General features: G+C 70.0%; 23 protein-coding genes. 20 read left to right on the top strand and 3 right to left on the bottom strand.

Annotation, left to right across the window (positions count from 1 at the left end):
- Positions 1-405: 405 nt before the first annotated feature.
- The 20 genes from H9Y04_RS40790 (at position 406) to H9Y04_RS40695 (ending at position 17,101) form a co-directional block, all read left to right on the top strand.
- Complete coding sequence (locus H9Y04_RS40790; protein ID WP_187819311.1) at positions 406-681, top strand: hypothetical protein; 276 nt, start codon at positions 406-408, stop codon at positions 679-681.
- Positions 682-842: 161 nt separating this feature from the next.
- Positions 843-1,799, top strand: a complete 957-nt coding sequence (locus H9Y04_RS40785) for an LLM class flavin-dependent oxidoreductase (protein ID WP_187819310.1) — start codon at positions 843-845, stop codon at positions 1,797-1,799.
- A 39-nt stretch (positions 1,800-1,838) separates the two neighbouring features.
- The gene (gene mpaB / locus H9Y04_RS40780) at positions 1,839-2,921 is read left to right on the top strand and encodes a daptide biosynthesis RiPP recognition protein (RefSeq protein ID WP_214662157.1); all 1,083 of its coding nucleotides are present in this window, start codon (positions 1,839-1,841) and stop codon (positions 2,919-2,921) included.
- Positions 2,918-3,721, top strand: coding sequence for a daptide-type RiPP biosynthesis methyltransferase (mpaM, locus tag H9Y04_RS40775; RefSeq protein ID WP_187819309.1), 804 nt, complete (start codon positions 2,918-2,920; stop codon positions 3,719-3,721). Before mpaB ends, mpaM begins: the two co-directional genes overlap by 4 nt.
- Entirely contained in the window at positions 3,718-4,983 is a 1,266-nt protein-coding gene (gene mpaD / locus H9Y04_RS40770) for a daptide-type RiPP biosynthesis aminotransferase (protein ID WP_187819308.1), read from the top strand. Before mpaM ends, mpaD begins: the two co-directional genes overlap by 4 nt.
- A gap of 47 nt (positions 4,984-5,030) precedes the next feature.
- Positions 5,031-5,195 carry a daptide-type RiPP gene (locus tag H9Y04_RS40765; protein ID WP_187819391.1) on the top strand — a complete coding sequence of 55 codons (165 nt, stop codon included), beginning with the start codon at positions 5,031-5,033 and terminating at the stop codon, positions 5,193-5,195.
- 226 nt (positions 5,196-5,421) lie between these two features.
- Positions 5,422-6,804, top strand: coding sequence for a daptide-type RiPP biosynthesis dehydogenase (gene mpaC, locus H9Y04_RS40760; protein ID WP_187819307.1), 1,383 nt, complete (start codon positions 5,422-5,424; stop codon positions 6,802-6,804).
- An 82-nt stretch (positions 6,805-6,886) separates the two neighbouring features.
- Positions 6,887-7,045 carry a daptide-type RiPP gene (locus H9Y04_RS40755; protein WP_187819306.1) on the top strand — a complete coding sequence of 53 codons (159 nt, stop codon included), beginning with the start codon at positions 6,887-6,889 and terminating at the stop codon, positions 7,043-7,045.
- A 48-nt stretch (positions 7,046-7,093) separates the two neighbouring features.
- Complete coding sequence (locus H9Y04_RS40750; RefSeq protein WP_187819305.1) at positions 7,094-7,258, top strand: daptide-type RiPP; 165 nt, start codon at positions 7,094-7,096, stop codon at positions 7,256-7,258.
- A 155-nt stretch (positions 7,259-7,413) separates the two neighbouring features.
- Positions 7,414-7,572: a daptide-type RiPP gene (locus H9Y04_RS40745; RefSeq protein WP_187819306.1), complete on the top strand. Its 159-nt coding sequence runs from the start codon at positions 7,414-7,416 to the stop codon at positions 7,570-7,572.
- Between the two features lie 48 nt (positions 7,573-7,620).
- Positions 7,621-7,785, top strand: coding sequence for a daptide-type RiPP (locus H9Y04_RS40740; protein WP_187819305.1), 165 nt, complete (start codon positions 7,621-7,623; stop codon positions 7,783-7,785).
- 182 nt (positions 7,786-7,967) lie between these two features.
- Positions 7,968-9,605 carry a daptide biosynthesis intramembrane metalloprotease gene (gene mpaP / locus H9Y04_RS40735; protein ID WP_187819304.1) on the top strand — a complete coding sequence of 546 codons (1,638 nt, stop codon included), beginning with the start codon at positions 7,968-7,970 and terminating at the stop codon, positions 9,603-9,605.
- Between the two features lie 67 nt (positions 9,606-9,672).
- Entirely contained in the window at positions 9,673-12,204 is a 2,532-nt protein-coding gene (lanKC, locus tag H9Y04_RS40730) for a class III lanthionine synthetase LanKC (protein WP_187819303.1), read from the top strand.
- Positions 12,201-13,478, top strand: coding sequence for a YcaO-like family protein (locus H9Y04_RS40725; protein WP_187819302.1), 1,278 nt, complete (start codon positions 12,201-12,203; stop codon positions 13,476-13,478). The genes lanKC and H9Y04_RS40725 overlap by 4 nt, the downstream gene beginning before the upstream one ends.
- Before the next feature lie 61 nt (positions 13,479-13,539).
- The gene (locus tag H9Y04_RS40720) at positions 13,540-14,424 is read left to right on the top strand and encodes an ABC transporter ATP-binding protein (protein WP_187819301.1); all 885 of its coding nucleotides are present in this window, start codon (positions 13,540-13,542) and stop codon (positions 14,422-14,424) included.
- Positions 14,421-15,671 carry an ABC transporter permease gene (locus H9Y04_RS40715; RefSeq protein WP_187819300.1) on the top strand — a complete coding sequence of 417 codons (1,251 nt, stop codon included), beginning with the start codon at positions 14,421-14,423 and terminating at the stop codon, positions 15,669-15,671. Before H9Y04_RS40720 ends, H9Y04_RS40715 begins: the two co-directional genes overlap by 4 nt.
- 30 nt (positions 15,672-15,701) lie before the next feature.
- Complete coding sequence (locus H9Y04_RS40710; protein ID WP_187819299.1) at positions 15,702-15,884, top strand: hypothetical protein; 183 nt, start codon at positions 15,702-15,704, stop codon at positions 15,882-15,884.
- 89 nt (positions 15,885-15,973) lie between these two features.
- Complete coding sequence (locus H9Y04_RS40705) at positions 15,974-16,246, top strand: hypothetical protein (RefSeq protein ID WP_187819298.1); 273 nt, start codon at positions 15,974-15,976, stop codon at positions 16,244-16,246.
- 3 nt (positions 16,247-16,249) lie between these two features.
- The gene (locus tag H9Y04_RS40700; protein WP_187819297.1) at positions 16,250-16,672 is read left to right on the top strand and encodes a hypothetical protein; all 423 of its coding nucleotides are present in this window, start codon (positions 16,250-16,252) and stop codon (positions 16,670-16,672) included.
- An 87-nt stretch (positions 16,673-16,759) separates the two neighbouring features.
- Positions 16,760-17,101 carry a peptidase inhibitor family I36 protein gene (locus H9Y04_RS40695; protein WP_187819296.1) on the top strand — a complete coding sequence of 114 codons (342 nt, stop codon included), beginning with the start codon at positions 16,760-16,762 and terminating at the stop codon, positions 17,099-17,101.
- A gap of 265 nt (positions 17,102-17,366) precedes the next feature.
- On the opposite strand, the gene H9Y04_RS47625 is transcribed toward H9Y04_RS40695, so the two are convergent.
- From H9Y04_RS47625 to H9Y04_RS40685, 3 genes are all read right to left on the bottom strand, one after another.
- Complete coding sequence (locus H9Y04_RS47625; RefSeq protein ID WP_268980552.1) at positions 17,367-17,492, bottom strand: hypothetical protein; 126 nt, start codon at positions 17,490-17,492, stop codon at positions 17,367-17,369.
- Between the two features lie 77 nt (positions 17,493-17,569).
- A complete protein-coding gene (locus H9Y04_RS40690; RefSeq protein ID WP_187819295.1) occupies positions 17,570-17,791 on the bottom strand; it encodes a hypothetical protein in 222 nt (73 codons plus the stop codon).
- Positions 17,792-17,832: 41 nt separating this feature from the next.
- The gene (locus H9Y04_RS40685) at positions 17,833-18,066 is read right to left on the bottom strand and encodes a hypothetical protein (RefSeq protein WP_187819294.1); all 234 of its coding nucleotides are present in this window, start codon (positions 18,064-18,066) and stop codon (positions 17,833-17,835) included.
- Positions 18,067-18,071: the final 5 nt, after the last annotated feature.

The raw sequence follows: 18,071 nt of genomic DNA, 5'->3' as shown, positions 1-18,071 counted from the left end.
GTGAGACCACTTGAGGCGCAGAGAACAGTTCTGCCCGCCGCTGCTGTCGCGCCCACGCATCGGGGCTGGTGTGCGTCACGACGCAGGCGTGTTCCCCGCGCCCCGCAGCCTCCAAGGCTGCGGGCATCCGACGGCCACGCGACACCCCGGCGTAAGCCGTCGTGAAGGCGAGGAGCGGCACCAACGCGTCGAGTAGCGACTCGTCTGCCGGCTTCACCGTTGCGGACACGTCGGGGCGCCTGCCGGCAGGGTCCACGAGGTTTCCGGATGCGGAAGGGGCATGGCGCAGCATGCTGCGCGCAATCCATCTCGATTGGCAGTTCCCATCCAGGCAGAGTTGTCCTCGCAAGGAAGAAACACCGCAAGGGGACGAACGAACTACTCAGGACAGTTGGGGGAAACAACGTGAACCGCATCGCTGGGGTGAAGAACGGTCTGGGTCGACGCAGCGCTCGTGTCGCCGTGACGGTCGCCGCGACCGGACTGCTGTTCCTGACCGGTCAGGCGGCCGCGCAGGCCTCCGCCCCGCAGCCCGCGCCGCACGCCGCCGCGGCGCAGGAGCTGTCTGCCCGCGGGCTGCTGGACGGACTGCCGCAGCACGCGGCGCAGACGGCAATCGAGATCGTGGAAGAGATCGTGGCCACCCCTCAGACCAACGACTGGGGCACGCCCAAGCCGTAAGACCGGCCGGCGGCTGACCACCGCGGACCGAAGCCTTCGGGCCCTGACGCTCCCCGCATCGCGAGCGCGGCCCACCTCGGGCCCTGTGCCCGCAGCACCAACCTCCCTGCATCCACAGCCTTGGGCACCCGTGTGCCTACGAGAGAGAGATTTGTGTTGTCATGACGGATTATTCAGTTCTTATCCCCAATGTGCCGCGCCGCCTCGAGCAGGTGCTGCCGTTCGCGGGACTGGTGAACTGGACGCCCGCCGTGCGGTTGTGGCAGGGGCAGTCGATGCTGCTGGAGCCCCACCAGACCTTCGCCGGGGTGGCCGGCGCCGGCTTTCGGGTACCGGTCGGCTTCGGCGTCACGCTGATGCCGCTGCGGCACCCCTACGAGGCCGCCACCCAGGCCCGATCGGTGGCCCTGGCCACCGGACACCCGGTGATCGCCGGATTCGGGCCCGGCGGACGCGCCTTCCAGCAATACCTGCGCGGCGCCCCGTACGAGAGCCCGCTGAAGGTGGCACGCGAATACCTGCAGTCGGTGCGCACCCTGCTGGACGGCGAAGTGGCCGACTGCGATGGCGAGTTCACCTTCCAGGCGCAGCTGGCCCCGGCTCTGGCGCCGCGGGTCGACGTCGGGCTCGGCGTGCTCAGGCCGGGCATGGCCCGACTCGCGGGTGAAGTGGCGGACGTGGTCATCACCTGGCTGACGCCGCCCGGATACCTGCGCGACGTGATCATCCCCGCTGTGGAGGAAGGCATGGCCAAGGCCGGGCGCACCCAGCGCCCGCGGATCGTGGCGATGGTGCCCGTCGGCATCACCCGCGAGGACACCGACCCCGAGCGGCTCGTTTTGGCCAGCAACACCGCCCACCTGCAGGCCCCGCACTACCAGGACATGCTCCGCAAGGCCGGCGTCGACACCAGCGGCGATCTGAATGCCATCGCGCGCGGCGTCATCGACACGGGCGGCTTCGTCACCGGCGACCTCGACACCGTCGTCAAAAAGCTGACCGAGTTCAGCGAGGCCGGCGTCGACGAGATCGTCCTCAACACCGTCGGCGTCAACAAGATGTTCGGCCCCCAGGAGGCCCTCAACGACCTGACCGCCATCCTCCGCACCGCGCCGTAGCCCGGCCCTTACCCCAGGGAATCGAAGGACCAGACTGCCATGGACACCACCGCGCGCAGACGCGCGAAAGAGCACATCATGTCGTGGGGATCAGGAAGCGCACGCCCCGCCCACGTGCCTGCCGCCTCCACCGCCACGATCGTCCTCGCCGATGGCGCCCATCTCGACGCGGTCGCCGCATCGGGCCTCATCGGCCCCGGCACCCTCGTCTTCGCACCCGATACCGGTGCACCGCCGCGGCATCCCCAGCAGGTCGGCTACACCGGCTCGTTGACCGAACCCGGCGCGGACTTCTGCCTCGGCGAAGACTTCTACCTGCAGACCCAGGACTACGCCTCCAGCGCCTACATCACGGTGCTCGGCCCCACGCTGGTGCGCCTGTTCACCCTGGACGACTTCGCCGCCTTCCTGGGCGACGCCGACCGAGCCTTCGCCGAAGGCGTCTTCCCTGCCTTCCTCACCACCCCTTCCGTGCTGCTCGCCGACACCTCGGCGCTCGGCAGCCCAGGTGCCGTCGACGGGCCCACCCTGCGCCTGTACGTCGACCACGACGGGGCCATCTCCTTGTCGCCGGGCGGCACCGCGCTGGGCCAGGCAGGCGACGATCTCACCACTCTCACCCAGCGATTCGACCGCATCAATGCCGTCAGTGAGGCGCCTTGCGCGGTGACCCTGGGGGCCGTGCTGCCCGAGGAGGCCCGCACCGCGGCCCTGCTGGTCCGTCCCTACCTGGGACGCTACCTCGCGGCCGTCAAAGCGCTGCGGGTACTGACCGCGCAAAACGTCCTCGGCCTGCAGGTCTCCGGATTCGGCGGCCGCCTCACCGCCGGCCTGGCCGCCGCAGGCGCCGAAGCCGACCTGCTGGACGCCGAGCTGCCGCTGGTGCTGTCCACCGCACAGCAGGCGTATGTGGCCGCCGCGGACGGACGCATCTTCACCGTCAACCACACCGTCGCCGCTGCCGTGGAATGCCTGCTGGCCGCAGGCGACCACGCCGACCAGTTCACCGACCCACACGTTCTGGACCAGGTCCGCTCCTTCTTCGCCGCCCGCGACGTGCCCCTGGGCGTACCAGCTTTCCACCCCGCCGACGACACCCGCCTTCCGATAGGTGCCCGATGACCACGATCGCCCCCACCCTGCCGCCCGGCCTCGCCGGCCGCCGCATCACCGAACTGGCCGACCGCGTCCACCTCTGCGGGATGTACGACGCCCACGGCGCCGCCTTCTACGACGACCTCGCCGCCGCCGACGCCTTCGAGATCCGCGAGATCGCTGCGGCCGTCCGCATCACCGGCGGACCGGTCCTGGACCTGGCCGCCGGCGCCGGCCGCTTCACCCTCCCGCTGCTCTCCCTGGGCCACGAGGTCACCGCCCTGGACCTGTCCAGCTCCATGCTGAGCAAGCTGGAGGAGCGGCTCGCCACCATCCCGCCCCCGGTACGCCGGCGCTGCACCGTCATCCTTGGGGACATGGCCGACTTCCGCCTCGGCCGACGCTTCGCCCACATCATCCTCGGCACCACCTCCCTGTCCCTGCTGGACGCCGAAGGCCGCGTGGGCCTGTACCGCTCGGTGGCCGAACACCTCACCGAGGACGGCCACTTCACCCTCTCCGTCATCGAACGCGGCGACGTGGACGGACCCACCGAGGTCTGCGCCCGCGTCCAAGGCCTCAGCGGAACCAGCTACGACCTGTACGAGTACTGGCCCACCGACGCCCCCACCCGCCGCGTCACGATCATCCCGGCCGACGCCTCCAGCACCGTCACGGTGGCCACCGACGAGGTCAACACCCTCAGCCGCGCCCAGGTCGAGGCCGAACTCGCCGCAGCCTCCTTCCAACTGGTCGGACACCGTGAACTGCCCGGCACCAGCGAGCGTCACCGCATCACCCTGCTGACGGCGGTGAGCAGCCGATGAGCACCCTGTGGCCCTACCTCATTCCCCCCAGCATCCACGGCGACGACAGCCGATGCGCCGTCAGCGCCCACGGCCACCGCATCACCTTCGCGGACGGCAGCACCGTCCTGGACGCCGACAGCGGTCTGTGGAACGCCAACCTCGGCTTCGGCAACACCGCCATCGCCCAAGCCATCGCCCACGCCGCCACCGAAGCCTCCTACCTGCACTCCTTCCGCTTCGAGAACACCTACGCCCGCCAGGCCGCCGACAACCTGATCGCCGTGGCAGGACCCGACCACTACGCCCGCGTCCTGTTCTCCTCCGGCGGCGGCGTCGCCAACGACGCCGCGATGAAACTCGTCCGGCAATACCAGGGCCTGGCCGGCCGCCCGGAACGCAACCTGGTCGTCGCCCTGCGCGGCAGCTTCCACGGACTGACCTTCGGTGGATTCGCCCTCACCGGCGAAGACCTCGGCCAGCGCGTCTACGGCGTCGACCAGCGTCTGATCCGGCACATCGCCCCCAATGACGTCGACGAACTGCGCGCCCTGATCAAACACAGCGGCGATCGCATCGCCGCCGTCGTCGTGGAACCCGTCCTGGGCAGCGGCACGATCGAACTGACTGAGCAGTACATCGCCGAACTCGTGGCGCTGCGCGACGAAACCGGCTACCTGCTCGTCGCCGACGAAGTCGCCACCGGCTTCGGCCGCACCGGCACCTTCTTCGCCTCCCAGACCTGGCCCAGCCCGCCCGATGTACTGATCAGCTCCAAGGGCCTGACCAACGGCACCTGCCCCGCCTCCGCCGTCCTGTTCTCCCACCAGATCGCCGACGCCTTCACCCGCTACGACGCGATCCTCACCCACGCCGAAACCCAAGGCGGCACCGCCATCCCGAGCGCGGCGATCAGCGCCACGCTGAGCGAAATGCACCGCCTGGATGCCGTCGTCGCCGGTCAGCGTGTCGCCGCCCGGCTCGCTGAGGCCATAGACGACCTCGTCGCCCACCATCCCCTGGTCACCGGCGCAGCAGGCCGCGGATGCTTCCGCACCCTGCAGATCGGCCGCCGCGGCGGACCCAGCCTGGGCCCGCACGGCGTAGCCCACCTCGTCGCCGAGATCCGCCGCGCCGGAGCCATCGTCCATCCCGGCCCCGCAGGCATCCAGCTCGTCCCCGCCCTGACCTACAGCGACGCCGAGGTCGACGAACTGATCACGTGCGTTGAAGCCGGCCTCACCTCCCTGATTTCCACCGCCCGATCCCAAGCCCGCGGCTGACCGCCCGGTCCAGCACCCGCCCTCACCCACACAGAAGGACGCCCACCATGACCGAGCAGAAGCCCACCGCCGACATCCTCCAGGCCGACCCGCTGGACGCCGCCAAGACCGAACTGGAGATGCAGGAACTCGAGCCTCTGGAAGCCCCGGGCTTTTGGACCGGTGTGTCCATCGGCACGGCCGTCAGCGCCTCCGTCGTCATCGCGACCTGAGCCGACCCTGACCTTGCGCACCGGCACCCGGCAGCCAACCGACCTCGGCGCCCCGAGGACCGAAGGCCCACACCGGAGCGCACCCAGCGCGAGCTGCGCTCGCCCGCTGCGGCACATTCCCCGGCCGCAGCACCTGCCTCGGCCCTGCTCCCACCAGCGAGCCGGGCCGAGGCAGGCCCCCCGAATCCGACGCAGGCATCCGACCTCAAGTGGCCAAGGAGCTGATGTGAGTACTGACTTCACCGCCTTCCCACACCCGCCTGCCCACCAGATCCCGGACCCCGCCCCCATGCCTCTTGCCGCCGCGACCGTCGCGCCCCGCAGCCTCCGCCACCGCGCCACGCCGCCGCGGAGCGACCAGCAACACCACACAGCCCCTCCCACCCTGCCGCCGGCCCCCGCCCCGCTGCGTGGCCTTGACCACCTCGCGCCCTGGCTGCGCCGCGACCGTCCCGCCGCCGTCACAGTCCTGACCGACCCCGCCGTCGCCCACCAGCCCGTCACCACCTTGGCTCTCGCTCAGATCGCCCGCGCCGGCATCACCGCGAGGACCCTCACCCTCACCGACGCCGGCGGCCTGGACGCCATCGCAGAACTGGCCGCACGGCTCACCCACCGCGAACTGATCGTCTCGATCGGTGGCGGCACCATCCTCGACTTCGCCAAACTCACCGCCCTGACCGCCCAGTACCCCCGCGCCATCCGCTACCTGACCGCCCCTCAGCGCAGCGGCTTCGTGATCCTGCCCCCTTCCCTGGGCGACCACGTTCGCGTGCTGGCCATCCCGACCACCCTGGGCACCGGCAGCGAACGCGGAACCGTCGCCTGCTTCACCAAGAACCACGCCAAACACCTGGCCCTGGGACCGTGCCTGCGCCCCGTCGCGGCCCTGTGGGCTCCCGAAGCCACCGCCACCCTGCCCGACCACCTCATCGCCGACGGCGTCCTGGAGGCCCTCTTTCGCACGGTGAGCCCCTATGCCGGCGACCCCACCGAACTCCTCCTGCCCGACCAGGCCGTCGAAGCGCTCGCCGCCCGGATCCTCGTCGCCGGGTACGAAGTCGCCGCCCTGCGCCGCGAACACCGCCCCATCCCCGACGAACTGCGCCTACGCATCGCCGAAATGAGCGCCGAGAGCCAGCTCGGACACACCAACCAGGGCCGCAACCCCTACTCGGTCAAGTGCTGGGCCATCGCCAACGAACTGTCCACCACCGTGAACCTGCCCAAGATGCGCACCGTCTCCGCCCTATGGCCGGTGCTGTGGCGCCGCACCCTCGCAGGCGACACCCGCCTGGGCAGCCCCCACCGCATCCGACGCCTGTGGGCCCACCTGCGCCACGGCGCCGCATGGCTCGACCCCGACCCCGCGCAAGGACTCCTCCAACTCATCGACGAGTGGCACATCAACCGGACCGTCACCGCGAACACCACGGACATCGCCCGAGCCGCCCAAGCCACCATCCGAGCCTGGGGAGCAGGCCTTCCCATCCTCGCCGAGTTGAGCGCCGCCGACCTGCGCACGCTCCTCGCCGAGGCCACCAAGCCGGCTGCCGCCGACACCGCTTCGGTGTCCGCGGCGGTCTCCAAGACCACCACGGCGCACTGAAGTGCGGGCCGTGTTGGAGCACCACCCGTCTGAGTGAGCCCTCGCCGGACGGATCACACCACAACCCAACCAGGAGTACGCGATGAGCGACACGAACCCGGTCGAGACGGAACTGCAGGACCTGGACGTCACCGAGCTGGAGATGCAGGAGCTGGAGGCGCTGGAGGCGCCGGGCTGGGCCACCAGCATCGGCGTCAGCGTCGGCGCGACCCTCGTCTCGGCCGGCGCGCTGCTCACCTGATCCCCCCTCTCCGACCAGACCCACACCCCTTCTTTGAAAGGACGCCTCATGGCTGACATCGACAAGAACGACGAGCAGGTCACCGCCGGTACGCCGGACGTGGAGCTGGAGATGCAGGAGCTCGAGGCCCTGGAGGCCCCCGGTTTCTGGACCGGCGTCTCCATCGGCGCCTCGGCCGCCTCGGCCGTCGCCACCTCCATCGCCCTCACCTAAGAGCAGGCGACACCCAGCCGCCGACACCGCTTCGGTGTCCGCGGCGGTCTCCAAGACCACCACGGCGCACTGAAGTGCGGGCCGTGTTGGAGCACCACCCGTCTGAGTGAGCCCTCGCCGGACGGATCACACCACAACCCAACCAGGAGTACGCGATGAGCGACACGAACCCGGTCGAGACGGAACTGCAGGACCTGGACGTCACCGAGCTGGAGATGCAGGAGCTGGAGGCGCTGGAGGCGCCGGGCTGGGCCACCAGCATCGGCGTCAGCGTCGGCGCGACCCTCGTCTCGGCCGGCGCGCTGCTCACCTGATCCCCCCTCTCCGACCAGACCCACACCCCTTCTTTGAAAGGACGCCTCATGGCTGACATCGACAAGAACGACGAGCAGGTCACCGCCGGTACGCCGGACGTGGAGCTGGAGATGCAGGAGCTCGAGGCCCTGGAGGCCCCCGGTTTCTGGACCGGCGTCTCCATCGGCGCCTCGGCCGCCTCGGCCGTCGCCACCTCCATCGCCCTCACCTAAGCACCACGGGCGAATCCGTAAGGACGCGACCCCCAGTGAGGACTCCTCACTAGGTCTTCGGTAACTCCGCAGACCCTGCCTCGGCCCGGCTTACGGCCGGGAGCCCGACCTGAGCCGGGCCGAGGCGGGGGCGCCCCTCCACCCTCCACTCCCTGCAGCCCCGTACGCCGAAGGAACCCACCGTGACAGCCACCGTCGCACCAACTGCTGCGCCCGACGAGCTTGTGCAGCGGCCGACCCGCGCACCGGGCACCGAGATTCACCCGCCCATGGGCGAGGGCGGCACGTGGGTGCTGCAGCGTGGCCCACGCTACGTCCGGGTCAGCCCCGCCATCGCCGAGCTCGCCGGGCACCTTGATGGCACCCACGACCAAGAAGGCCTGGCCCGCGTCATGGGCGGCACCTGGTCGCCGGCCCGGGTGCACCAGGCCGTCACCCGCCTCGACGAACTCGACATGATCGACCGCGGCGAGGACACCAAGCCGGCGCGCGAGCGCCGCATCAAGATGGTGCCGCCGTTCACCGTCCAGTTCACGCTGCTCAAGCCGGGCCGAACCATGCAGGCCCTGCAGCCGCTGTTCATCCGCCTCGGCAACCGCTACCTGATCGGCGCGGCCCTCCTGGTCGCCGTAGTCGGCGTGATCGCTCTCACTGCGCAGTCCGGCCCTCTCATCACCGGCCTGTCCGGACCGCTGACCCCCCTCACCTACGCCGGCATCCTGTTCGGACTCATCGCCGGCACGTCCATCCACGAACTCGGACACGCCGCGACCCTCATCCGCTACGGCGGACGGCCCTCCCGCATCGGGATCATGATCTTCTACCTGATGCCCGCCTTCTTCTGCGACGTCTCCGACTCCTGGAGACTCCCGCAGCGACGCCAGCGCGTCCATGTCGCCCTCGCCGGGCCTGCGGTGCAGACATTCCTGGCCGGTCTTGCCGCCCTCCTCGCCCTGCCCCTGGCGCCCTCCGGTCTGAAGACCACCCTCGTCTTCTTCGCCCTCGGCAGCTACCTGACCGGCCTGCTGAACCTGCTGCCCTTCATCAAACTCGACGGCTACATCGCCCTGATGAGCCACGTCGACATCCCCTACCTGCGCGACCGCGCCATCACCGACGCCCGACGCGCCATCGCCCGCCTGCTGTTCGGCGGCACCTACCGCCGTGAACTGAACACCCGCTGGACCACCTGGTACGGGCTGGCTTGTATGGCCTTCCCCCTGTACCTGCTGTCCACCGCCCTGCAGCTGTGGATCGACCTGCTGCAGCGCGGCGGACTCTTCGGTATCTGCCTCGCCGCCTCCGGCGTCTCCTACCTCGCCTACTTCCTGCTGCGCGGACTGCGCCGACTCGCCACCGAGGTCCGCGCCGCCGGCGCCGCGCCACACCGCGTCGTCCCCGTCAGCGTCGCACTGGCCGCGGCCGCCGCCGCGCTGGCCTGGTGGCCCGTCCCGCACACCGTGTCTGCCGCCTTCGTAGCCCGCCCCGACGGCATCGACCTGGTCCTGATGGACGGCACCGACACCGACCGCATCCAGCCCGGCCAGCAGGTCACCCTCAGCGCCAACGGCCCCGTACTGAGCCCCACCCTGGGCACCGCGACCATCACCGCCCAGCCTCCGAGCCAGGTCGGCGCCCCGCTGTCCGCGTTCTTCCCGCTCCGCCTGGACGGCGATCCCGAACTGCCCGTCATCGCCTACCGAATGACCACCGGCGACCAGCTGTCCCGCACCTCCGGCGCAGCCGAGGTGAATACCGGCCGCATGCCCCTGTGGGAAGTCGCCTACCGCAACTACATCAGCCCGTTCAACCCGTTCTGACCCCCATCCACCTACCCCGAGCGCCGCCCTGCGGCGCACCGTACGCACCCCGGCCAGGAGACGTATCGTGCTTGACTTCCGCTTCCTCGACTTCTGCCGCGAGGACTCCCTCTTCTACGACGCCCCCGACCACGACGGCGCCGCCGACCAGGACTTCCACGCGGGCCGCATCCCCGGCCCCGGCTGGACGGTGACCCGCGGACGGGAGTGGACGGTCTGCACACCGCCCGATCTCGACATCCCCGAGCAGGGCTGGAAGATCCACGTCTCCGCATCCCCCGACAACGCCGCCGATCTGCTGGACACCGTCGCCCCCTACTGCGCCGAGCGCGGCCTGATGTACAAGTACATCTCCAACCAGGAGATCCTCGGCCGCCGCGGCAGCAAGTACGGCGACCGCAGCGCGAGCGGCAAGTTCATCACCATCTACCCGCCCAACGACACTGCCTTGGAGCGCACCCTCAACGAGCTCGAGGACCTGGTCGGCGGCACGCCCGCCCCGTACATACTCAGCGACCTGCGCTGGAACGAGGGCCCGCTGTTCGTGCGCTACGGCGGCTTCGTGCTGATGATGGCCCGCGCCGCCAACGGCGCCCTGGTCCCCGGCATCCGTAACCCCGACGGTGACATGGTCCCCGACGTGCGCCGGCCGGCCTTCCGCCCGCCGGAGTGGGTCACCCTGCCCGACTTCCTGGCCACGGCGCACGCCCAGCGCAAGCAGGCCACGCTCAAGGACTTTCCCTTCCGCGTCTACAAGGCCCTGCACTTCTCCAACGGCGGCGGCGTCTACCGCGCCCTCGACAAGCGCACCGACACCGAGGTGCTGCTCAAGGAAGCCCGTCCGCTGGCCGGCCTGGACGCCAGCGGCGACGACGCGGTCACCCGCATGGAACGCGAACACTGGGCGCTGGCGAAGCTCGCCGGACTGCCCACCGTGCCGACCGTCGTGGACTACCGCGACGGTCACGAACACCGGTTCCTGGCCCGCGAGTTCGTCGAAGGCGAGCCCCTCATCGACGTGCTGCGCGCCCGCCACCCCTTCAACAGCACCGACAACACACCCGAAAGCCGCGCCGCGTACACCCGCTGGGCCCTGCACATCCTCGACCAGGTCACCGACGGGGTGGCCGCCATGCACGACCGCGGCGTCGTCTTCGGCGACCTGCACCCAGGCAACATCCTGGTCAAGGACGACGACACCATCGCGTTCATCGACATGGAAACGTCCACCGCCGTCGAGGACAACCGCCCCCAGGCCATGGGTGCACTCGGCTTCCACGCCCCCCACCACCTCACCGGCGCGGCCATCGACCTGTTCGCCCTCAACGTGCTGCGGCTGACCATGTTCGTCCCGATGCCGCAGATCGTGCCGTGGGGCGTCGCCAAGGTCCGCACCCTCCTCGAGGCCGCCACCGAACACTTCGACCTGCCAGCCGACTTCGTCGCGCGCATCGAAGAAGGACTCGGCCCTCAGGTCCTCACCGCCGAGCGCAACCTCTCCGGCTCCTGGACCGCCGCCCCCGACGCCGCCGTACGCGACACCATCGCCCGCTCGATACTCGATGTCGCCACTCCAGAGCGGCACGACCGCCTCTACCCCGGCGACGCCATGCAGTTCCTCGCGCCCGACGGAGGTCTCACCTTCGCCTACGGGGCCGCCGGCGTGCTGTGGGCCCTGGACCGCGCCGGCTACGAGGTCCCCGAATCCCACGTGCAGTGGCTCGTCGACCACAGCCGTGACGCGGACACCGACGGACCCGGCTTCTTCACCGGCCTGGCCGGCATCGCCTACACCCTGGACCACCTGGGCCGCACCGACGAGGCCACCGCACTGATGAACCGGGCATTCGCCACCCCCACCGCAGGAGTCGGCGCCTCCCTCGCCAACGGCTGGGCCGGCCTCGGCCTGACCGCCCTGCACCTGGCACGGCGCCGTGGCGAACAGCCCTATCTCGACATGGCCCGCACCCTCGCCAACCGCGTGAGCGACCTGGAGGACTCCACCACCGGACCCAAGAGGGTCGGCCTCGTCCACGGCCGTGCCGGCCACGCCCTGTTCCTGCTGCGCCTGTTCGAGCACACCGGCCAGGTGCGCCACCTCGACGCCGCCGTCGCCGAACTCCGCGCCGACCTGAACACCATCGACCTCGACGAACCGGACAGCCGCCAGCGCCTGGGCCCCGGCCTCGTCGGCAGTGCCGGATTGGCCCTTGTCACCCGCGCGATCATCCAGCACCGTCCAGAGGCCGACCTCACCAAGGCGCACCGTCAGCTGCTGGACACCGTGCAGACCCACTTTGCCGTCCCCTGTGGCCTGTTCAACGGCCGCTCCGGCACCCTGTTCGCGCTCCTCGACCACGACACGCACCGCATCAGCGACCATCTCGATGCGCTGCGCTGGGAAGCCATGGCCATTGAGCCCGGCCGCATCGACTTCCTCGGCGACAACGGCTACCGGCTCTCCACCGACCTGGCCACCGGCTCCTGCGGCGTGCTCCTCGCCCTGAGCGCACTCGACGACGGCAGTGACCCGCTGCCCTTCCTGCCCACCCGCGTGCCGAGCGGACCGGGCACCTCGAAGATCGCGGCAGCAGCATGATGATCGACATTCCGCGCACCCTCGCCCCGCACACCGGCATCGCCGCCGGCTACGCCCTGACCCCGCCTCAAAACACCAACCCACTGTGGAGCGCGGCCGTCGCGCTCCACCCCGTCGACGGTATGGACAGCGACCAGGTGCCACTGTCCGCCGCCGTCGCCGGCGCCCACGGCCACTCCCGCGCCGACGCCCTGGTCCGCGGCGCGGGCGAAGCCGTCGAACGCCGTGCGCTGCACCCCGACCCCGGCGTGTACGCATGCACCGCCAAGGCCGCCGACCTGGGACGACCCGCATTTGACGCGCCGCAGGCTGCGCTGGCCCATCCCAAGGCCGCGGACACGCCCCTGACCTGGTATCCGGCACGGCGCCTCAGTGACCACGCCACCGTGCTGGTGCCCGCAGGCCTCGTCGACTGGCCCGTCGCCACAGCGACCGAGCTGTTCGACCCGAGCCCCTCCGGCGCGGCCGCGGGCAACAGCCACGACATGGCGCTGCGCTCGGCCCTGGTGGAGATCGTCGAACGGGACGCCTTCACCACCGCCTGGGGGCGTCAACTGGCCCTGCCGGCATACACCGACCCCACGCACGCGGTCGCCCCGCTCTCCGGCAACTCCGAAAACCCTGCCCAGACCGCCCTGTTCGCCCTGTGGCAGCAGGCCCTGCAGGCCGACATCACCCCCACCCTCGCGTACATCCCCACGGCGGTCCCCGGCTTGTGGTGCGTCGTGGCCTGCCTCGTCGAACCAGAGCGCCCCGGCGCGCTGGCGACCGTCGGAATGAAAGCCTCCGGCCGCCCCCATGAGGCGCTGCTCGGTGCCCTGCAGGAGGCCTGGCAGGTACGTACCGCGCTGCACAACACCCCGCGGGCCACCGCAACCGGACAGGGCGGGCCGATCATCACCGAACACGACCGCATCGACTACTTGTGCACCCCCCAGGCCTACGCCGCCGTACGGGACTGGGTCGCCGGCTTCACCCCGGCCACCCAGCCCATGGAACAAGGCCAGATCACCACCCGCACGCTCACCGACGCCGTCCTCGCCGACGGCGCCGACCCGCTGGTCGTCGACCTGACGCCCCGCCTGCCCCTGCCCGTCGCGGCCATGGGCTGGCACGCAGTCAAAGTCATCCCGGCCGGCTACCAGAACCTGCGCATGGACGAACGGCACCAGTGGAGCTGGCACCCCCAGCGCATGCACACCGCACCCCAGCGCACCGGCTGCCCCGCACGCCTCGACGATCACCGGGACGCACCGCCCCACCCTCTGCCCTGACCCACCGGCCCGCCGCGACGGGCCACCCCTCAACCACCCCCAGCGGGAGGAAGACACACTGATGTTGGAACTGGACCACGTGGTACGACGCTTCGGCGACCGGTGCGCCGTCGACCATGTCTCCTTCCGCGTCGACGACGGCCGGATGACCGGCTTCGTCGGCGGGAACGGCGCCGGAAAGACCACCACCATGCGCATGATCATGGGCGTGCTCGCGCTGACCGACGGAGAGATCCGCTGGAACGGCGCACCCGCCACCAGCCAGGCCCGGCGCGGATTCGGCTACATGCCCGAAGAGCGCGGCCTCTATCCCAAGCAGCCGGTGCTCAACCAGCTGGTCTACCTGGGACGGCTGCGCGGACTGAGCGCGCAGGCGGCGCACCGATCAGCCACCGACCTGATCGAGCGCCTCGCGCTGGCCGACAAGCGCGACGAACGCCTTGAGGCGCTCTCCCTGGGCAACCAGCAGCGCGTTCAGATCGCCGCCGCCCTCATCGGCGAGCCCCAACTGCTGGTTCTGGACGAGCCGTTCTCCGGACTCGATCCGCACGCGGTCGACAGCATGGCCCAGCTGCTGCGCGAGCACACCGCCCGCGGCATCCCGGTGCTGTTCTCCTCCCACCAGCTCGAGCTCGTCGAACGGCTCTGCGACGACCTGGTCATCCAGGCAGCCGGCCGCGTCCTGGCAACCGGCACCGCCGAGTCCCTGCGCCGCCGCGGCCGGGTGCGCCACCGCCTGGTCGGCCATGGAGATATGACCTGGCTGCACGGCGTCGACGGCGTTCGCGTCATCAGCGCCGCACCCGGCACCGCGCTGCTTGAACTGGCCACCGACGACGTGGCCGACCGGCTGCTCACCCAGGCCCTCAGCCGGGGCCCCGTCCGTGAGTTCGCCGAAATCGTCCCCAGTGTCGCCGACGTATTCCGGGAGATGACGGCCGCATGAGCACCGTGACCACCACCAAGCCCGCCCCCACCCCCGACCTGGAGCCGACCGGCCCCGAAACGCCCCCCGCGCCCGAGCGCCGCGAGGCCGCCTGGCGGATCGTCACCGCCCGCGAGATCACCGTGAAGCTCCGCGACCGCGGCTTCATCGTGTCCACCCTCGTCACCCTCGCCCTGATCATCGGCGCCGTCGGCCTGCAGGTCTACCTCGCCTCCACCATGGGCAAGATCTCCGTCGCAGCCGTCGGGACAGAAAGCACTCAACTGATCAAACAGGCCGAGATCCTCGCCGACCAGGCGGGCCAGGACGTCACCATCACCCTGCGCGCCGAGGACTCTGCAGCACAGGTTCGCGACGCGGTCCGCTCCGGCGACGTCGAAGCCGGCCTCGTACGCACCGACCAGGGCTGGACCCTGCTCGGCAACACCGACCGTGACGACACCGCCGCCACCTGGATCGGCGCCGCCGTCCAAGCCGCCGCTCTGGAGGCCAACGCGACCGCACAGGGCACGAGTTTGGACGCCCTCACCCAAGGCGCGACCCTGCAGCACACGCTGCTCTCACCCGGCGACACACCCCGCTCCGTCGTGCGCACCGCCACCTTCTTCTTCGGTTTCCTCTTCTACCTCGCCGCGATCCTGCTCGGCACGTCCCTGGCCACCAGCATCGTCGAGGAGAAGCAGAACCGGGTCGTCGAGATCATCGCCAGCTCCGTACGCCTGCGGGACCTGCTCATCGGCAAGATCGTGGGCAGCACCACCCTGGCGCTGGCACAGATGCTCGCGTTCACCGCGGCGGCCGCCATCGGACTCGTGGCGGCCGGAGAGAGCAAGACACTCAGTCAGGTCACCGCCGGACTGGGCTGGTTCCTCGTCTACTACGTCGTCGGAATCGTGGTCCTGGCCTGCGTCTTCGCCGCCGCCGGCGCGATCGCCTCCCGCAGCGAGGACATCCAGTCCACCACCACCCCGGTCACCGCGATCACCGCGATCGTCTTCATCGCCGGCATCTCCGCCTCCGGAGCGGCCCAGACCATCCTGTCCTTCGTCCCCCTCGCCTCGACCATCACCATGCCCACCCGCATCGTCGCCGGCGATACGACCTGGTGGGAGCCCGCCGCCTCCCTGGCCGTCTCCGTCGCCGCAGCCGCCCTGATCATCCTCGCCAGCGAACGGATCTACCGCCGCGCGCTGATGCAGACCGGCGGAAAGCTCTCCTTCCGCCAGGCCCTCAAGCTGACCGACTGAACACCCACCCCCACCCAAAGGAGCACCACCATGGCCACGCCCAAGTCCTCCCGCACCCTGATCGCCGTCCTCATCGCCATCCTGGCCGGCGCCGAAGTCGCCCTGATCACCAGCGACGTCGACAACACCATCCGCTACGGCGTCGGCGCCGCCATCCTCATCGCCCTGATCGCCAGCGTCGCCCAGCTCTCACGCGCCCGCAGCACCCGCTGACATGAAGGCCACCGAGGGCAGCCACCCGGCTGCCCTCGGCCCTCACCCGGACATGCGCCTCACCGTGCCACCACCAGGAGGCCCCGCCCATGACCACGGAGCACACCGTTCGGCTCAGCGGCCCCGACCAAGCCATCCCCGAAACCGCAGCGATCCGAGTGATCGCACTACTTCCTCCACAGTGGAAGGCCTCTGACCTCAACTGCTCAGGCAGCACCGCCGCGTTCACGCTCACCACGCCCACCGCACTGCGCCCCACCGTCATCGACACCGCAATCGACGAGATCCTCGCCCACCCCGGCCTGCACGGATGGACCCGCGCTCGCCCCCAGAGCACCGACTCGAGCCCTCAAAGGAGATGAGGAATGCCCCTGCGCACCTTGGCCGCATGCGCGGCGGCCGCCACCACCGCCATCCTGCTCCCGCTGCTCGCCAGCGCCCCCGCGACGGCGTCCACCAGCATGTTGCCCGGCAGCTGGTCGACCGCGCACGGTGCCGCAACGGCAACGGGCACCACATCGCTCCAACGTCCGGGCCCCCTGACACCCATCGTCACTTTGGTGATCAAAGGGAAGCTGACCAGCACCGGACCTGACTGCTATGCGGCCTGGACCCAGATCACCACCGGAACCACCGCCACCGCGCCGGTAAAGACCGCCGAGGTCTGCGGATCCGAGACCGTCGACATCGCCACGGACCGCACCGCGCTCAACTCCGTATCGGGCCACATCTTCATCTGCCGGGGAACGGAGAACGCCACCGACTGCGGACCCCGCCAACGCCTCTGATCAACAGAAGCCGGCCCCCGCAGCATCAGCCGACTCAACGTCGCGCCCGCACACGCCAATTCATCCACTGAATCGAAGGAGACACCCATGCCCTCACCGCGTACAGCCCTCCGGTACTGCGCCGTTGCCGCAGCCATCGCTGTCGTATCTGCCGTCCCGGCAGCGCACGCCAACCCCACCAAGCAGTCCTGTCCGAACGGTTCCGTGTGCTTCTACCCGAGACCCGACTACCAAGGCACCCCGCAGATCATCAACTTCTCCACGGATCCAGGATGCAATCCGACCATCGCAGCCCGATCCGTCATCAACAACGACCCCCGTCACTCGGTAGGGCTCTACGTCGACCAGGAATGCACGCAGTACCTCGACGCCATCGACCCCGGGAGAAGCCGGACCTCTCTCATCGCCAGCGTGGTCACCGCACAGTGATCTCTCAAATCGCCGCCCCGGCCCGGGAAAATCAACGTTGATGTCTGCTGTCGAACGAGTGGCTGACCTCGACGCGTCGTGTCGCCCTGGACCTTGAGGCCGGGGCCGGCAGCCCAGCAGCAAGGCATCACGCTTCCCAGGGCGTGGAGTTCGTCGCCGGGCACGGTGCCCACCGGTAACTGATCAGTGGTGCGTCCCGCGGTCACGTCGCCGCGTGCGACGGTCGGCCGCTGCGCGGGACCCTGCCGGCGCCGTGCGCGACGAACTACCGCGCCGTGTGCAGCAGATCGCGGCGGTTGGTGACGAGCGTCCGCCATCGGTCGCGGGTGGTCGGCCCGTCGTCGATCCATCGTGGCACCGGGTGGTCTTCGGGGAGAGGCGGGCCTGCCATGACTGCGCTGGTCGCGGCGTCGCCCGGTCGGGGAATCTCCTGTTGTGACTGAGTCTTTTAGGTGGCGGGCGTTTTCCTCAAAGGGCGACCGGGTCGGGCAACCTGTACGCGATCCGGGAACGGGTCGCGTCACTTGCCTGCTGCACTATGACGCTCTGCGCACCGATCTCATCCAAGACTGCCCGGACCTGTCGCACGCTGTACGGGCCGGCGAACTCGCCGATCAAGGCCGACAAGGTGATTCCTGAACCGGCCTCGGCGTATCCGAGGAGTTCAACGAGTTCTTCTCGTAGCTGCACGGGTTCCAGTTCTCCTTCAAGGGCGCGGGCACGCAGCGCTGTCACCTTCTGACACGCTGTCGTTGCTGCAGTTTCATCTCGATGAGGCTGACGCGCACCAGGCCACCACCGAGCACGCCGATACCGATCAGGGCGAGCTTCGGGAGCAGGCCCTCATTGGTGATGGCTCCGCCGAATCCGGCAAGCACTCCGCACCAGCCGAGGAACAGGGACCGCCAGCCCAGTACGTAGCTGGAGATCCGTAGGTGCTCGGCGCCCCTGGCGTGCCTGCCCATGGAGT

Origin of the sequence: Streptomyces polyasparticus, assembly GCF_014493765.1 — a bacterium.
In the GTDB taxonomy this organism is placed as follows: domain Bacteria; phylum Actinomycetota; class Actinomycetes; order Streptomycetales; family Streptomycetaceae; genus Streptomyces; species Streptomyces polyasparticus.
This window is presented reverse-complemented; position numbering and strand designations above follow the sequence as displayed.

Bases quoted from the DNA above. Each gene is read 5' to 3' on its own strand.
- H9Y04_RS40785 (WP_187819310.1), top strand. From the start codon at position 843: ATGACGGATTATTCAGTTCTTATCCCCAATGTGCCGCGCCGCCTCGAG.
- mpaB (WP_214662157.1), top strand. From the start codon at position 1,839: ATGGACACCACCGCGCGCAGACGCGCGAAAGAGCACATCATGTCGTGG.
- mpaM (WP_187819309.1), top strand. From the start codon at position 2,918: ATGACCACGATCGCCCCCACCCTGCCGCCCGGCCTCGCCGGCCGCCGC.
- mpaD (WP_187819308.1), top strand. From the start codon at position 3,718: ATGAGCACCCTGTGGCCCTACCTCATTCCCCCCAGCATCCACGGCGAC.
- H9Y04_RS40765 (WP_187819391.1), top strand. From the start codon at position 5,031: ATGACCGAGCAGAAGCCCACCGCCGACATCCTCCAGGCCGACCCGCTG.
- H9Y04_RS40755 (WP_187819306.1), top strand. From the start codon at position 6,887: ATGAGCGACACGAACCCGGTCGAGACGGAACTGCAGGACCTGGACGTC.
- H9Y04_RS40750 (WP_187819305.1), top strand. From the start codon at position 7,094: ATGGCTGACATCGACAAGAACGACGAGCAGGTCACCGCCGGTACGCCG.
- H9Y04_RS40745 (WP_187819306.1), top strand. From the start codon at position 7,414: ATGAGCGACACGAACCCGGTCGAGACGGAACTGCAGGACCTGGACGTC.
- H9Y04_RS40740 (WP_187819305.1), top strand. From the start codon at position 7,621: ATGGCTGACATCGACAAGAACGACGAGCAGGTCACCGCCGGTACGCCG.
- H9Y04_RS40725 (WP_187819302.1), top strand. From the start codon at position 12,201: ATGATGATCGACATTCCGCGCACCCTCGCCCCGCACACCGGCATCGCC.
- H9Y04_RS40720 (WP_187819301.1), top strand. From the start codon at position 13,540: ATGTTGGAACTGGACCACGTGGTACGACGCTTCGGCGACCGGTGCGCC.
- H9Y04_RS40715 (WP_187819300.1), top strand. From the start codon at position 14,421: ATGAGCACCGTGACCACCACCAAGCCCGCCCCCACCCCCGACCTGGAG.
- H9Y04_RS40710 (WP_187819299.1), top strand. From the start codon at position 15,702: ATGGCCACGCCCAAGTCCTCCCGCACCCTGATCGCCGTCCTCATCGCC.
- H9Y04_RS40705 (WP_187819298.1), top strand. From the start codon at position 15,974: ATGACCACGGAGCACACCGTTCGGCTCAGCGGCCCCGACCAAGCCATC.
- H9Y04_RS40700 (WP_187819297.1), top strand. From the start codon at position 16,250: ATGCCCCTGCGCACCTTGGCCGCATGCGCGGCGGCCGCCACCACCGCC.
- H9Y04_RS40695 (WP_187819296.1), top strand. From the start codon at position 16,760: ATGCCCTCACCGCGTACAGCCCTCCGGTACTGCGCCGTTGCCGCAGCC.
- H9Y04_RS47625 (WP_268980552.1), bottom strand. From the start codon at position 17,492: ATGGCAGGCCCGCCTCTCCCCGAAGACCACCCGGTGCCACGATGGATC.
- H9Y04_RS40685 (WP_187819294.1), bottom strand. From the start codon at position 18,066: ATGGGCAGGCACGCCAGGGGCGCCGAGCACCTACGGATCTCCAGCTAC.